Here is a 13437-nt window from a genome sequence, read left to right on the forward strand (position 1 = left end):
TCAAATCTCTATGACGAAGCTGAGGCCATGGCGCTGGAAGCCGAGGGATTCGTAGAAGGCGTGTGCGGCCTGGCGTTTGGCGTTCGACGACAGGGCCAGCTTGTAGCAACCGGCTTCGCGGGCCTGCTGCAAGGCATGGGCCATGAGCTGGCGGCCGATGCCCTTGCCCTGGCGCTGCGGGTGCACGACCACGTCTTCGGCGATGGCCGAGGGTGCACCGCAGTGCGCCAGGTTGTGCATCACCAGCAAGGCGTAGGTGGCGATCACGCTGTCGGGGAACGCGGGCTCGCAGGCGACGAAGAGCCGGTAGCTGGGGTAACGCGCAAACTGCTGGAACACCTCGCGCGCCTGCGCCACGGTGAGCACGGCGTCGTTGTCCAGGCCAGACTGCCCATACAGCGCCAGCACGCCGGGCAGATCGGCCTCGGTGGCTTCGCGGATGATCAGGCTCATGCCTCTTCCCCAGCAGCCGGCTGGCGCGACTGGCAATAGTCCGAGTCCGAGCACACGTGCATGCGTGCGCCGGCGTCGTCGGTGATCACCTCGTCGAGGAACGAATCCGTTGCACCGCACAGGGCGCAGGCAGCGTCCCAGCGCTGCACTTCGAACGGGTGGTCCTCGAAGCCCAGGCTTTCGACCGACGTGTAGGGCGGCACGGCGTAGATGCGCTTCTCGCGCCCGGCGCCAAAGAGCTGCAGGGCGGGGTTCATGTGCATCTTGGGGTTGTCGAACTTCGGGATCGGCGACGGCGCCATCACGTAGCGGCCGTTGACCAGCACGGGGTAGTCGTAGGTGGTGGCGATGTGGCCGTAGCGCGCGATGTCTTCGTAGAGCTTCACGTGCATCAATCCGTATTCGGCCAGGCCGTGCAGGGTGCGGGTCTCGGTCTCGCGCGGCTCCAGGCGCTGCATGGGCTCGGGCATCGGCACCTGGTAGACCAGCACCTGGCCTTCGACCAGCGGGATCTCGGGGATGCGGTGGCGCGTCTGGATCAGCGTGGCGTCCACGGTGCGCGTGGTGGTGGCCACACCGGTGGTGCGCTGGAAGAAACGCCGGATGTTGACCGCGTTGACGGTGTCGTCTGAACCCTGGTCGATGACCTTCAGGGTGTCGTCCGGCCCGATCACCGAGGCGGTGACCTGGATGCCACCGGTGCCCCAGCCGTAGGGCAGCGGCATCTCGCGCGAGCCGAACGGTACCTGGTAGCCGGGAATGGCCACGGCCTTCAGGATGGCGCGGCGGATCATGCGCTTGGTGCGCTCGTCGAGGTAGGCGAAGTTGACCTCGGCCGCGCGTTCGACCGACGGCTCGGGCAGGCGCTCCAGCGATATGGCTTCGTAGGGTGCGTTCATGCGGCCTCCTCTTGGGTGATGGGCTGTGTGGCGGCCACGGCGCGCATCTTGCGCACCAGCTCCAGCTCGGCCTGGAAGTCCACGTAGTGCGGCAGCTTCAGGTGCTGCACAAAGCCCGAGGCCTCCAGGCTGTCGCTGTGCGAGAGCACAAACTCGGGCATCTGTGCTGGCGACAACACGGCCTCGCCGAGTTCGTCGGCGCGCAGCGCGCGGTCCACCAGGCTCATGGCCATGGCCTTGCGTTCGCTGTGGCCGAAGGCCAGGCCGTAGCCGCGCGTGAACTGCGGTGGCTCGGTCTTGCTGCCCGCGAACTGGTTGACCATCTCGCACTCGGTCAGCTCCATGTCGCCGATGGAGATGGCAAAGCCCAGTTCTTCGGGAACGATTTCCACCGCCACCTGCCCGAGGCGGATTTCGCCGACGAAGGGGTGCGAGTTCGCATAACCGCGCTGGGTCGAATAGGCCATGGCGAGCAGGAAGCCCTCGTCGCCGCGCGCGAGGTTCTGCAGCCGCGTGGCGCGGTCGGCGGGAAAGCGCAGCGGCTCGCGCGTCAGGTCCACCGGTGCCGGGTCGCCCGGCGGCACCGGACGGGTTTCGATCAGGCCTTCCTGGTTGAGCAGGTCCACCACGCGCGGCGTGGCCTCGGGCTGGGCACTGCCCGCAGCGACCGCGTCACCCGATACCACCGGCGCGCCGCTGGCCAGCAGGGTGAAGTCGAGCAGGCGCTGGGTGTAGTCGTAGGTGGGGCCAAGCACCTGGCCGCCGGGCAGGTCCTTGAAGGTGGCCGAGATGCGGCGCTCCAGCGCCATGCGCGCCGTGTCGAGCGCGCAGGTGGTGCCCAGGCGCGGCAGCGTGGCGCGGTAGGCGCGCAGCAGGAAGATGGCTTCGACCAGATCGCCCGAGGCCTGCTTGATGGCCAGCGCGGCGAGCTCGGGGTCGTACACCGAACCTTCGGTCATGACGCGGTCCACCGCCAGCTTGAGCTGCTCGCGGATCTGCGCCACGCCGAGCTCGGGCTGCGCCGGGTCGCCACGGCGCTGGTCGGCCAGCAGGCGGTAGCTGTTGAGGATGGCGGTTTCTCCGCCCTTGACGGCAACGTACATGGTCAGGCCTCGACAGGTGTGTGGATGCGCGTGGTGCGCGGCAGGCCCACGAGCTGGTCGTGGGTGGCGAGGAACAGGTCGACACCGCGCGGGAAGCCGCCGTGGTTGAGCGCCCACTGCGCGGCAAAGTCACCGGGCAGGCCGGTCACGCCGAGCAGCGCCTGGTCGCGGATGCCGGGGCCGCTGAGCGTCCAGTGCTGCGCATCGGCATCTGCATCGGCGGACAGGGAACCCACATCGACCACACAGGTGGCCGACTGGTCGGGGCATTGATCGCTGCCCTGGCGCAGGCTCTGCAACGCGGGCAGCGCATCGCCAGCGCCCACCCAGACGAACTGGGCCATCGCGGCGTGCTCCACCAGCTGGCAACCGGTGTGAAAGCGCAGCCACATGGCGGCGTCGCTGTCGCGCAGCGAGGGCGACAGCCAGAGGCCACAGTCGGCGTCGAGCATGGCGAGCAGGAACACCGCCGCGGCGGCGTTGCCGTGGCGGGGCAGCTCGGCATCGTGTTCCACCGGGATGCAGCGGCCGGGGTGTGACAGGGCCATCAGGGCCGAGCGGAACACCGCCTGGCTGCCAAAGGCCTCATGGGAAAAGCCGGCACCGACTGATGAGAGATCGTGGGCCATCATTCGCCCTCCTCTTCGTCGTCGGCACCGCCCGACTCGCGCGCCACGGTGAAGAACTCCACCTTGGTGCTCTGCACACGCTGCTGGCGCTGCACTTGCTCATGCGCCAGGTGTTCGCGCACCGGCTGCAGCAGCTGCGCCTCCAGCACCGGTTGTTGGTCCGGGTCCTGCAACAGGGCATCGGCCAGCGCCGCGAGCTGTGCGTGCCGGTGCGAGCGGCCCATCACATAGGCCACGCCCACCGGCGCCTGCTGGGTGGCGCCGGGCAGGCGCAGCGCGCAGCGGGTCACGGTGACTTCGCCGAGGTTGAAACGCTCGCCGGTGCCGCCCGCGCGGCCCTGCACCATCATGAGCCCGGTCTCGGGGGCGCGCAGCCAGCGCGGCGCTGCCGAGCTGTGGGGCGCGAGCGCGGCTTCGAGCACCGGCATCGGTGCGCGCGCCAGCAGGGCCATCCAGTCGGGCCGGGTCAGCGGTGATTTCGGCCGGTTCGGCGCGGAACTGTCAAATGCGTGAAACATGTCCGTGGTACCTTTTAAGACGTCTAGACAAATTGAATCCAGGCCCCGAGCGTAGAGCCACCAAATGTCCCTTTCATGACAAAACTTCTGACCCTTGCAACATCCCTCCCGGACACGCCCCGCGAAAGCCAGAGCTTCTGGGCGCGCATCGCCAACGAACTCGCCGAAGCCATCGCACGCGGCGTGTACGAGCCGGGCCAGCGCCTGCCCTCGGAGCACGTGCTCGCCGAGCAGTACGGCGTCAACCGCCACACCATCCGCCGCTCGCTGGCCAGCATGTGCCAGAAGGGGCTGGTGCGCATCACGCAGGGCAGCGGCACCTACGTCGAAGACTTCGCGGTCGACCTGATCATTGGCAAGCGCACGCGCCACCGGCAGAACATGGCGCAGGCCGGTCTGCAAGGGCGTTTCGAGGTGCAGGACGCCCAGCGCACCCGCGCCACCGCCGCGATGGCGCAGGCCCTGCAGCTGCCGGCGCGCAGCCCGGTGCTGCGCCTGCAGGTGCTGGGCGTGGGCGCCGGCCAGCCGCTGCACGTGAGCGACCGGGTGTTCCCCCTGCCCCGCTTTGAGCGGCTGGAAGCGGTGTTGCGCGAGACCGGCTCCATCACCGACGCCTTCACCGCCCATGGCGTGACCGACTACACCCGGAAAGAGAGCCGCATCACGGCGCAACTGCCGAGCCCGGAAGTCGCGGCCTTGCTCAAGCAACCGGTCAACCGGCCGGTGCTGTTCGTGACCAGCGTGAACGTCGACGGCGCGGGCGTGCCGATCGAATTCGCCAGCACCTGGTTCGCGGGCGACCGCGTCAAGCTCACGGTGACCCACGATGACCGTTGACCTCAGCCACGCCCACCGCTTTGCGGTCTACTTCGCGCCCGCGACAGACTCGGCCTGGTGGGCCGCGGGCAGCCGCTGGCTCGGCCGTTGTGCGGCCACGAACGACGCGCTGCCCCAGCCCAACATCGACGGCATCGCGCCCGAGCTGCAGCGGAAACTGACCGCCGATCCGCGGCGCTACGGCTGGCATGCCACGCTGAAGGCGCCTTTTTCGCTCGACGAGGGTGTGGGCCTGGACGGTCTGCGCAGCGCCCTGCAGACGCTGGCCGCGACGCTCAGCCCTTTCGACCTGCCCCCGCTGCGCGTGCGCCGGCTGGGCGGCTTTCTGGCCTTGTGCGCCGACGGCGACCCGGACGCCATCAACGCCGTGGCTCGCGCCTGCGTCACCGGCCTGCAAACGCTGGCGGCGCCGCTGTCGTCGGACGAGCTGGCACGCCGTCGCCGCAAGGGCGCGCTGTCGATCCAGGAAGACGCGCTGCTGGTGCGCTGGGGCTACCCCTACGTGCTCGACCGTTACCGGTTCCACCTCTCGCTGACCGGCGATCTGAACGGCGTGGCGCTCGATACCGTGCAGCGGCTCGAACGCGCCGCGCGGGACACGTTCGAGCGCCTGCCCGCCTGCCGTTTCGACAGCCTGGCGCTGTACGCCGAGCCCGCACCGGGCGCGGATTTTGTACTGCTCGAACGCATGGGGTTTAAGGCATGAGCCGGCGCCGGGCCGTTCCCAAGCCGGTTCGCACCGCAGCCCGCAGGGCGGAGGTATTCCAGTGAGCCGGCGCCTGGTCTATGTGGTCGGGCCGTCGGGCGCCGGCAAGGACAGCGTGCTTGCCTGGTTGCGGCAGCACCTGCTGCCCAGCCCGGCGGTCCACTGGGCGCGGCGCACGATCACGCGGCCGGCCCGTGCCGGTGACGAGGTGCACGAAGCGGTGGACCCGCCGCAGTTCCTCGCGCTGCGCGAGCGCGGCGCCTTTGCGCTCGCCTGGCAGGCCAACGGCCTGCACTACGGCGTGCGCGCCAGCGAGCTGGCGCCCATCGAACACGGCGGCTGGGTGATGGTCAACGGGTCGCGCGCCCACCTCGACCCCACCCGCAGCCGCTTCCCCGGGCTCACCGTGGTGCACATCACCGCCAGCCCGGACACCCTGCGCCAGCGCCTGCTGGGGCGGGGCCGCGAAAGCGCGGCCGAGGTGGAAGCGCGCATCCAGCGCACGCAGACCCTCCAGCTACCGCACGCCCTGCAGGTGCAGAACGATGGCGCGCTCGACGACGCCGGGCACCAGCTGCTGAACCACCTTCAAACCCTGCCCGGATGGCCCACATGAGCTATACCCACATACCGTCTTTCAACGTCGAGGCCCCCCGCAAGTTGTCAGAGGCGCCCAGCATCGCCCCCACCGCGGTCATCAAGGACTGCCGCTTCGGCCGCTACACCGATGTGGCCGACCATGTGCGTCTGGCCGACAGCCTGCTCGACGACTATTCGTACATGGACCGGGGCTGCGACATCATGTCGGCCGACATCGGCAAGTTCAGCAACATCGCGTCCATGGTGCGCATCAACCCGGGCTTTCACCCCATGGAGCGCCCGACCCTGCACCACTTCACCTACCGCCGCTTCAAGTACGGCATGGCGCCCGAGGACGACGCGAGCTTCTTCGAATGGCGCCGCCGCCAGCGCGTGCACATCGGCCACGACACCTGGATCGGTCACGGCGCGGTGATCATGCCGGGCGTGACCATCGGCAACGGTGCGGTGATCGGCAGCAACACCGTGGTCACCAAAGACGTGCCGGCCTACGCCATCGTGGCCGGGGCACCGGCCAAGCTCATCCGGCAGCGCTTCCCGGCCGCCATCGCGGCCGCCATCGAATCCACCGCCTGGTGGGACTGGGACCACGCCACGCTGACCGAGCGCATGGACGATTTCTGCGACCTGCGGAGCTTTCTCGCGAAGCACGCCGCCTGACGAAGACCGCCGGTCATGTCCACGCACCGGGCACCGCTCATGGAGACGGGTTTTCACACCAACGTCATATTTCTGTCATCAAACACGGGGCCCTCGCCGGTATGCTCGGCCACTAGGGCATACCCTGAGGTCTTTGGTATGCCAGCCGATTCACAAACCGTTGAGAGAGAGCGAGGTTCCATGATTGCCCTGAAAAAAGCCCGCAAGCTGATCGAGAACCACGCTGGCAAACCGAAGGCAGAGATCCTGTCCCGGCTGGTGCTGGCGCTGGAATCGGAAGTGCCGTTCCTGCTGTCGGACCTGTACCGGCTGGACTACGACGACTTTCATCTCGCCATGGAGATCATGGCCGAGTGGCGCCTGGACCGTTACTACACCAGCAAGGCCGTGCTGCTGGACCTGTCGATGCAGGTGAGCCAGCAACAGAAACAAGCCACGGAAACGGTGCCCCAGGCCGCCTGAATCCCCGGCGGGTAACGCCGGACCAGCCACAGCCCACAAGCCCCTGCCCGCATTCGCCGGTAGGGGCTTTGTTTTGGGCGGACGGTGGTCACGGTCATGACACATGCGAACCGTAGGCTCGCGAGGTTTTTTTACCTCGGCTCCAACCCTTCGCATGAACACACATCGCCTCTGCACCCTGACCGCGGCGCTGGCCGCTTCTTTCGCTTTCACCTCGCTCGCCCAGGCAGCGCCGCCAGCCCCGCAGGCAGGCCGCTTTGCCATGGTCCACCACCTGCCGGTGGACGGCGTGGCCGAGATCGTGGCCGCCACGCCCGACGGCATGACCCTGGTCTACACCAGCGCCGACGCCGGCGTGCTGGGCATGGTGGACATCACGAACCCTGCGCAGCCGGTGTTGCTGCCGCGCGTGAACGTGCGGCTGATGGGCGTGGGCGAACCGACCTCGGTGGCCGTTACGCCCGACGGGCGTTTCGCCGTGGTCGCGGTGCGCCTGGGTGACGACGTGGCCAATGCGCGCCGCGGTCTGGTGCGCGTGTACGACATCCGCCAGCCCGCTGCGGTGAAGCACGTCAAGGACATCACCGTGGGCATCGGCCCCGATTCGCTGGCGCTGACGGGTCAGGGCCGCACGCTGCGCGCCGTGGTGGCGATCGAAGACGAAGAAACCGATGCCGAGGGCGACGCCACGCTGGGCGGCCAACGCCCCGGTCGCATCGACGTGGTCGGTCTGCAGGACCTGTATGGCGGCGTCAGCAGTGGCGTGCAGTCGATCGAACTGGTGCAGGCGCTGCAGGCCGTGCCCGGCATCGTCTACCCGAACGACCCGCAGCCGGAGTTCGTGTCCATCGACCCCCGCGCCAGGAAAGCGGTGGTCTCGCTGCAGGAGAACAACGCGGTGGCCATCCTTGATCTGAGCCATCCGACGCGTGCGCGCCTGGAGCGCGTGTTCTCCACCGGCACCGTGACCCGCAACGGCAACGCCGACCTGAAGAAGGACAAGGACATCGCGTTCAAGGACAGCTTCACCGCGCGTCGCGAGGCCGATGCGGTGGCCTGGGTGGCCCCCGGCGTGTTCGCCACGGCCAACGAAGGCGACGGCAAGAAAGACAAAAACGGTGTGATGCCCGGCGGCCGCGGCTTCACGCTGATGAACACCCGCGGCGAGGTGGTCTACGAAACCGGTGAACGCACCGAGATGCACGCCCTCGTGCACGGCCACTACCCGGACGGGCGCTCGGCGTCCAAGGGCGTGGAGATGGAAGCCGTGACGGCCGGCCGCTTCGGCGGCAATCCCTACCTGCTGGTGGGTTCGGAGCGTGGCTCTTTCATCGAGGTCTACCGTGTGGACGACCCGAAGCAGCCGCTGTTCGTGCAACTGCTGCCCACCGGCATGTCGCCCGAGGGCCTGACCACCGTGACGCAGCGCCGCGACGGACAGCAGCTGTTCGTGACCGCCAACGAGCGGGAGCACTCGCTCAACATCTTCCGCTTCCACGCAAAGGGCGCACCGGCTCAGGCCGACGACCTGCAGCTCGTCGCCAAGGACACCAGCATCCCCTGGGGCGCCCTCTCCGGCCTGACCACCGACGGGCAGCACTTTTACGCCGTGCCCGACAACGCCTTCGCCCATTCGCGCATCTGGCGCATCAACCCGGCGCAGATGGCGGCGGGCCGCCTGGTGATCGACCAGGTCACGATGCTCAGCGATGCCAATGGCCAGGCCTTGAAGGTGGACCCCGAAGGTATCGCGAAAGTGGCCGACGGATTCTGGATCGCCTCGGAGGGCACGAACGTCGCCGACAACGAACTCATCAAGGTGAACATGGCCGGCGTGGTGCAGCAGCGTGTGAAGCTGCCGGCCAGTGTGCAGGCGAAGTTCGCCAGCCCCAAGACCAGCACGGGCTACGAGGGAGTGACCGCCAGCGCCGACGGCCAGACGCTGTACATGGCCGTGCAGCGCGGCTTCGATCTGACCCAACCCCAGGCCGCCATCCTGAAGCTGCACCTGCCCACCAACACCTGGACCACGGCGCTCTATCCGCTGGAGCAACACAGCAAGAACGCGAAAAAATACTGGATGGGTCTGTCCGAAATCCAGCTCACGGACGACGGGCGCCTGCTGCTGCTCGAACGGGACAAGGGCGGTGGCGAAGGCTTCGCGATCAATGCCGAAGTCAAGCGCATCTACAGCGTGAAAGCCGCCGACATCACCGACGGTGCGGTGCTCAACAAGACCCTGGTGCGCGACCTGCGCAAGGACTTCAACTACGTGCATGAAAAGGCCGAGGGCATGGTCGTTTTCAAGGGCGATCTCTGGGTCGTCAACGACAACGACGGCGCGGGCTGGACTCGCTGGCTCAACGCCGGCAAGCCCTGAAAAATACTTGTTGTTGCATTGCAACAATGAGAGCAAACCCGGTTGGTGTCACAGAGCTTTTATGGTCCTTCGATGAAATACACACACCTGCTTGCACATGGCAACGGGTGCGGAAGCCGGCGGTCTCTCGCTGCCTTCCCATTCAACAAACCTCTGGAGAAAATTCAATGAAGAAGAGCCTCATCGCTCTGGCCGTGCTGGCCGCATCGGGCGCCGCCACGGCGCAGTCTTCCGTCACCCTCTACGGCCGCGCTGACGTGGGCGTGGGTTCCGAAAAAGTCGACGGCGTGAGCAGCACCAAGATGATCAACGGTGGCCTGACCACCTCGCGCTGGGGCCTGCGCGGCAGCGAAGACCTGGGCGGCGGCCTCAAGGCCCAGTTCAAGTTCGAGCAGCGCCTGGACCTGAGCACCGGTGAAGTGCAATCGCCTTCGTTCAAGGGCGAAGCCAGCCTGGGTCTGTCGGGTGGCTTCGGCGGCCTGACCCTGGGCCGTTTCAGCACCATCTATGACGACGTGCGCGCCCTGTCCTACACCAGCAACGTGTTCGACTCGTCCTTCACCCCGGCCAGCAACGGCGTCTTCAAGTCGGGTGGCGACTACAGCAGCCGTTTCAACAACCAGGTCCGCTACGACCTGCCTTCGATGGCGGGTTTCTACGGCTCGCTGGCCTACGCCTTCGAGTCGGCCACCGACAAGGACGATGGCATGGTCGGCATCAAGCTGGGCTACAAGAACGGCCCGCTGAACGTGGCCCTGGGCACCCAGAACGAGAAGGCCAAGGACGACGATTACCTCGCGCTGTCGGCCAACTACGACTTCGGCGCCGCCAGCGTGTCCGCCGGCTACAACAGCCGCAAGGGCACCGATGCCAAAGGTGACGACACCGAACTGACCGTGGGCGTGAACGTGCCCGTGGGCGCCTTCGACATCTCGGTGGGCTATGCCACGAGCAAGACCGAAATCGGCGGCGGCACCAGCGCCAAGGCCAGCGGCCTGGGCCTGGGCGCCACCTACAAGATGTCCAAGCGCACCAGGCTGTACACGGCCCTGCGCGACATCGAAACCAAGGATGGCGCCGGCAACAAGACCAGCGAGAACCGCCTGTTCGCCCTGGGCGTGCGCCACGACTTCTGATGTGACCTGAAACGGCGTGCCTCGCGCACGCCGCGGCAGTTGCCAAGGTTGCGCGGAGACGTCAGTCAATCAGAGACCGCGTGATTTTTTTAGCCGCGACAGGCTGTGCCTGTCGCGGCTTTTTTGTCGCCAGGCAGTGTCAAACCAAAAACACCCTGGCTTGCCCGTTGCCAGCGACTTTCAGTCGGCCCGCTCAGGCACGGGCAGATGCACCCATTCCTTGTAGAAGGCCTCGATGTCCGGCTCGAAGTCGTGGATCACCGGGTACCACGGGGTCGGCGCCTCGACATCGTGCAGCGTACCGCAGGTCGGGCAGTAGTACTCGCGGTACACCTGCCACTGGGTATCCGCTGCCATCAGCTTCGGGTACACCTCGGTCATTGCCTCTTCGGTGTCGCGCACGTAGATCGCCGCGTGCAGCTTCCAGTTCTCCTTGTAATCGCAGAACTCGTGGCCGCAGTCGCACTTGATGATCCACTGCTTGGTCTTCGCCGACTGCACGATGTACATGTGCGGCGCCAGTGGCAGCACGATGCGGTCCTTGAAGCGGACCTTGGCCTGCAGGGCCGCGACGTACTGCTCGAAACGGCTGTTGTCCTTGGGCATCGACAGCATGCGGAAGGTGGTTTCCCAGTCCAGCGTGCCCTCGACCAGATGTGAAACCTGTTCATTGGTGTATGACATGTTTGTCTCCTTGATTCAGATGGTGGGTTGTCGGCTTACTCTTCGACCTGGACGACGGTCTTCACGTCGGGCATCAGCGAGAGGTCCATGCGGTGCTTGGAGCCGTAGGTCGGCACGCCCAGCTCCTCCTCCAGCAACTGCCAGTCGGCCGGCAGGGTCCAGAAGTCCTTGAACTCCTGGGTGAACTTCTCGGACAGGGCGAAGCTGGTGGCGAACATGTGCTGGACCTGGACGGACGCATGCTTGTTGATGATGCGTTCGCGCTCTTCTTTCATCCACTCCCGGGTCGGCAGGGCACGGGCCAGGCGCTCCTTGCGCATGGCCAAACGCCGGGCCTGGGTCTTGGCAGCGTCGATGACAAACACGCCCTTGGCATCCTGCGTGAACACCGCGCCATAGACCTTCTGCGCATATTCCGGCAGCAGGAATTTCTGGTTCAGGTCGTTCTCGATGGCGCTGATTTCACGATCGATCGGATCGCCGAAGCCCGGGCCGCCGCGCAAGTAGTTCAGGTACAGGTCGTGGTTGTCGTAGCAGTCCTCGGTCGTCATGCACTGCTTGTCGCGCTTGACCACGGCGGTCGCATCAAGGTGACGCTCGTAGTCGGGCGCGCCCGGATCGATGTCGCCGCCCAGCGGCAGCGAGTCGCCGATGGCGATGCGCTCCTTGAGGCCGGTCTTGTGTGCTTCGAAGCGGTAGCCGGTGGCCGACGGGTAGCCGCCCATCATGCCCCAGTCGCTGTTCATGTAGCCGTTGCCCATGAAGAACATCGTCCAGTCCTGGGCATTCCAGACCATGCGCAGCGTCTCGAAACCGCAGCCGCCACGGTATTTGCCGTAGCCGCCGGAGTTGGATTTGACGTTCCGCCCCAGATACAGCAGCGGCTCGGCCATTTCCCAGATTTCGATGTCGCCCATGTCGCCTTCCGGATTCCAGATGGCGGCGGCGTGGTTCAGGCCATCCTTGACCGCGCAGGCACCGGTACCGCAGCTAGAGGCTTCAAAACTATTGACCGCGTGGATCTCGCCGTCCTGGTTGATGCCGCCGCCCTGCAGCCAGTTGGAGGTATTGGCGTTGCCGGCATTGACCTCTTCCAGATAGCCGCGGCTGAAGTAGGACTGGCTCAGGCCGCGCCACAGTGCCGCCCAGCCGGAGACCAGGAAGTGCCAGGCATAGGCGTGACCGGTGCGCCGGTCGTCCGGGTTGCACCAGGTGCCCTTGGGCAGGTGGAACTCGGTGGCGAAGTAGGCGCCGTCGTTGATCCGTTGGGTCGGCACCAGGGTCTGCGACATCATCACCCAGATGCCCGAGGTGAAAGCCACCTGGTGGGCATTGAAGGTGTGCCAGCCCCAGCGGCTGGCGCCTTCGAAGTCGAGGCGCCACTTGCCGTCCGGCTTGATGGTCATTTCGACCGGCGAGTGCATGATCGAGTCGAGCTTGGCGAAGGCGTTGGAAACCTGGATGTCGTCGTGCTTGAACGGCACATCGACGAAGGACACCTTGCGATACTTGCCCGGCAGGGTCATCGCCTTGATCCGGCTCATCAGGCCGCGACGGCCTTCTTCGATGACTTCTCCCGAGAACTTCTCGTAAGCCTCCAGGCCATCGGCGCGGATCACCTCTTCGACCAGTTCGCGGATCATGTGGCAGCCCGCGATCCGGGTCTTCTCGTCGAGAATCCAGTATTTCGGCGTGCGCACCGAACGCTGCGATTCGTGCAGCCAGTCGCGCAGCGGCTCGTCGTTGATACCGGTCTTGCGGCAGGTAATCATGTAGCCATCGCCGAAACGCTGGGTCTGGCCGGTGGACATCGAACCAGGCGTGACGGCGCCGGTGTCGATGACGTGGGTGACGCCGCCAACCCAGCCGATCAGCTTGCCGGCCCAGAAGATGGGCACGATGGTGGCGATGTCGCAAGGGTGGACGTTGCCGATGGCGCAGTCATTGGTGGTGAACATGTCACCCGGGTTGATCGTCGGGTTGGCTTCCCAGTTGTTCTCGATCATGTACTTGATCGCCGCGCCCATGGTGCCGACGTGGATGATGATCCCGGTCGAGGTCAGGATGCAGTCGCCGGCGGCGTTGTAGAGCGTGAAGCAGAGTTCGCCTTCCTGCTCGACGATCGGGCTGGCGGCAATCTTCTTGGCGGTTTCGCGGGCATGGACCAGGCCGCCGCGCAGCTTGGAGAACAGCTTTTCGTAGCTGATCGGGTCGCTGTCGCGGAATTCGAGCTTTTCCAGGCCGTTGTAGTAGCCGGTCGTCTGGGTGCGCTCGAGGATGGCATCGCGGTGCTGCTTGAGCGTCATGCCGCTGGCCAGCAGGCTGCTGATGCCGATTTCTTGGGTGCTCATCATGTTCATGGTGGGTCTC

At 66.3% G+C, this 13437-nt stretch carries 14 protein-coding genes; 7 read left to right on the forward strand and 7 right to left on the reverse strand.

The annotated features are described in order from the left end of the window. From AC23D4_RS06175 to phnG, 5 genes are read right to left on the reverse strand one after another with little or no spacing between them, the layout of a single operon-like run. The gene (locus AC23D4_RS06175) at positions 1-453 is read right to left on the reverse strand and encodes a GNAT family N-acetyltransferase (protein ID WP_472889701.1); all 453 of its coding nucleotides are present in this window, start codon (positions 451-453) and stop codon (positions 1-3) included. Then, entirely contained in the window at positions 450-1352 is a 903-nt protein-coding gene (locus tag AC23D4_RS06180) for an alpha-D-ribose 1-methylphosphonate 5-phosphate C-P-lyase PhnJ (RefSeq protein WP_472889702.1), read from the reverse strand. Before AC23D4_RS06180 ends, AC23D4_RS06175 begins: the two co-directional genes overlap by 4 nt. Further along, positions 1349-2455: a carbon-phosphorus lyase complex subunit gene (locus AC23D4_RS06185; protein ID WP_472889703.1), complete on the reverse strand. Its 1107-nt coding sequence runs from the start codon at positions 2453-2455 to the stop codon at positions 1349-1351. The genes AC23D4_RS06180 and AC23D4_RS06185 overlap by 4 nt, the downstream gene beginning before the upstream one ends. A gap of 2 nt (positions 2456-2457) precedes the next feature. Further along, entirely contained in the window at positions 2458-3084 is a 627-nt protein-coding gene (phnH, locus tag AC23D4_RS06190; protein WP_472889704.1) for a phosphonate C-P lyase system protein PhnH, read from the reverse strand. Next, positions 3084-3602, reverse strand: a complete 519-nt coding sequence (phnG, locus tag AC23D4_RS06195; protein WP_472889705.1) for a phosphonate C-P lyase system protein PhnG — start codon at positions 3600-3602, stop codon at positions 3084-3086. Before phnG ends, phnH begins: the two co-directional genes overlap by 1 nt. Before the next feature lie 75 nt (positions 3603-3677). Between phnG and phnF the strand changes: the two genes are divergently transcribed. The 7 genes from phnF to AC23D4_RS06230 all read left to right on the forward strand — a co-directional run bounded on the left by phnF (position 3678) and on the right by AC23D4_RS06230 (position 10383). Next, positions 3678-4439 (forward strand): phosphonate metabolism transcriptional regulator PhnF, encoded by a 762-nt coding sequence (gene phnF, locus AC23D4_RS06200; protein ID WP_472889706.1) that lies wholly within the window; start codon positions 3678-3680, stop codon positions 4437-4439. Then, complete coding sequence (locus AC23D4_RS06205; RefSeq protein ID WP_472889707.1) at positions 4429-5145, forward strand: DUF1045 domain-containing protein; 717 nt, start codon at positions 4429-4431, stop codon at positions 5143-5145. The genes phnF and AC23D4_RS06205 overlap by 11 nt, the downstream gene beginning before the upstream one ends. Positions 5146-5206: 61 nt before the next feature. Further along, entirely contained in the window at positions 5207-5761 is a 555-nt protein-coding gene (gene phnN, locus AC23D4_RS06210) for a phosphonate metabolism protein/1,5-bisphosphokinase (PRPP-forming) PhnN (protein WP_472889708.1), read from the forward strand. Then, positions 5758-6405 carry a DapH/DapD/GlmU-related protein gene (locus tag AC23D4_RS06215; RefSeq protein ID WP_472889709.1) on the forward strand — a complete coding sequence of 216 codons (648 nt, stop codon included), beginning with the start codon at positions 5758-5760 and terminating at the stop codon, positions 6403-6405. Before phnN ends, AC23D4_RS06215 begins: the two co-directional genes overlap by 4 nt. 180 nt (positions 6406-6585) lie before the next feature. Then, entirely contained in the window at positions 6586-6867 is a 282-nt protein-coding gene (locus tag AC23D4_RS06220) for a hypothetical protein (RefSeq protein WP_472889710.1), read from the forward strand. 154 nt (positions 6868-7021) lie between these two features. Then, positions 7022-9247 (forward strand): esterase-like activity of phytase family protein, encoded by a 2226-nt coding sequence (locus AC23D4_RS06225; protein WP_472889711.1) that lies wholly within the window; start codon positions 7022-7024, stop codon positions 9245-9247. Positions 9248-9414: 167 nt separating this feature from the next. Then, complete coding sequence (locus tag AC23D4_RS06230) at positions 9415-10383, forward strand: porin (protein WP_472889712.1); 969 nt, start codon at positions 9415-9417, stop codon at positions 10381-10383. 180 nt (positions 10384-10563) lie between these two features. Here AC23D4_RS06230 and AC23D4_RS06235 read toward each other — a convergent pair whose 3' ends face one another. Together AC23D4_RS06235 and AC23D4_RS06240 are read right to left on the reverse strand one after the other, a co-directional pair. Then, a complete protein-coding gene (locus tag AC23D4_RS06235) occupies positions 10564-11067 on the reverse strand; it encodes an acetone carboxylase subunit gamma (RefSeq protein WP_472889713.1) in 504 nt (167 codons plus the stop codon). 35 nt (positions 11068-11102) lie between these two features. Continuing rightward, the gene (locus AC23D4_RS06240) at positions 11103-13427 is read right to left on the reverse strand and encodes a hydantoinase B/oxoprolinase family protein (RefSeq protein ID WP_472889714.1); all 2325 of its coding nucleotides are present in this window, start codon (positions 13425-13427) and stop codon (positions 11103-11105) included. Positions 13428-13437: the final 10 nt, after the last annotated feature.

The organism is Hydrogenophaga sp. L76, assembly GCF_057654755.1.

Bases quoted from the DNA above. Each gene is read 5' to 3' on its own strand.
- AC23D4_RS06215 (WP_472889709.1), top strand. From the start codon at position 5,758: ATGAGCTATACCCACATACCGTCTTTCAACGTCGAGGCCCCCCGCAAG.
- AC23D4_RS06225 (WP_472889711.1), top strand. From the start codon at position 7,022: ATGAACACACATCGCCTCTGCACCCTGACCGCGGCGCTGGCCGCTTCT.
- phnG (WP_472889705.1), bottom strand. From the start codon at position 3,602: ATGTTTCACGCATTTGACAGTTCCGCGCCGAACCGGCCGAAATCACCG.
- AC23D4_RS06175 (WP_472889701.1), bottom strand. From the start codon at position 453: ATGAGCCTGATCATCCGCGAAGCCACCGAGGCCGATCTGCCCGGCGTG.
- AC23D4_RS06230 (WP_472889712.1), top strand. From the start codon at position 9,415: ATGAAGAAGAGCCTCATCGCTCTGGCCGTGCTGGCCGCATCGGGCGCC.
- AC23D4_RS06205 (WP_472889707.1), top strand. From the start codon at position 4,429: ATGACCGTTGACCTCAGCCACGCCCACCGCTTTGCGGTCTACTTCGCG.
- AC23D4_RS06220 (WP_472889710.1), top strand. From the start codon at position 6,586: ATGATTGCCCTGAAAAAAGCCCGCAAGCTGATCGAGAACCACGCTGGC.
- AC23D4_RS06180 (WP_472889702.1), bottom strand. From the start codon at position 1,352: ATGAACGCACCCTACGAAGCCATATCGCTGGAGCGCCTGCCCGAGCCG.
- AC23D4_RS06240 (WP_472889714.1), bottom strand. From the start codon at position 13,427: ATGAACATGATGAGCACCCAAGAAATCGGCATCAGCAGCCTGCTGGCC.
- AC23D4_RS06185 (WP_472889703.1), bottom strand. From the start codon at position 2,455: ATGTACGTTGCCGTCAAGGGCGGAGAAACCGCCATCCTCAACAGCTAC.
- phnF (WP_472889706.1), top strand. From the start codon at position 3,678: ATGACAAAACTTCTGACCCTTGCAACATCCCTCCCGGACACGCCCCGC.
- phnH (WP_472889704.1), bottom strand. From the start codon at position 3,084: ATGGCCCACGATCTCTCATCAGTCGGTGCCGGCTTTTCCCATGAGGCC.
- AC23D4_RS06235 (WP_472889713.1), bottom strand. From the start codon at position 11,067: ATGTCATACACCAATGAACAGGTTTCACATCTGGTCGAGGGCACGCTG.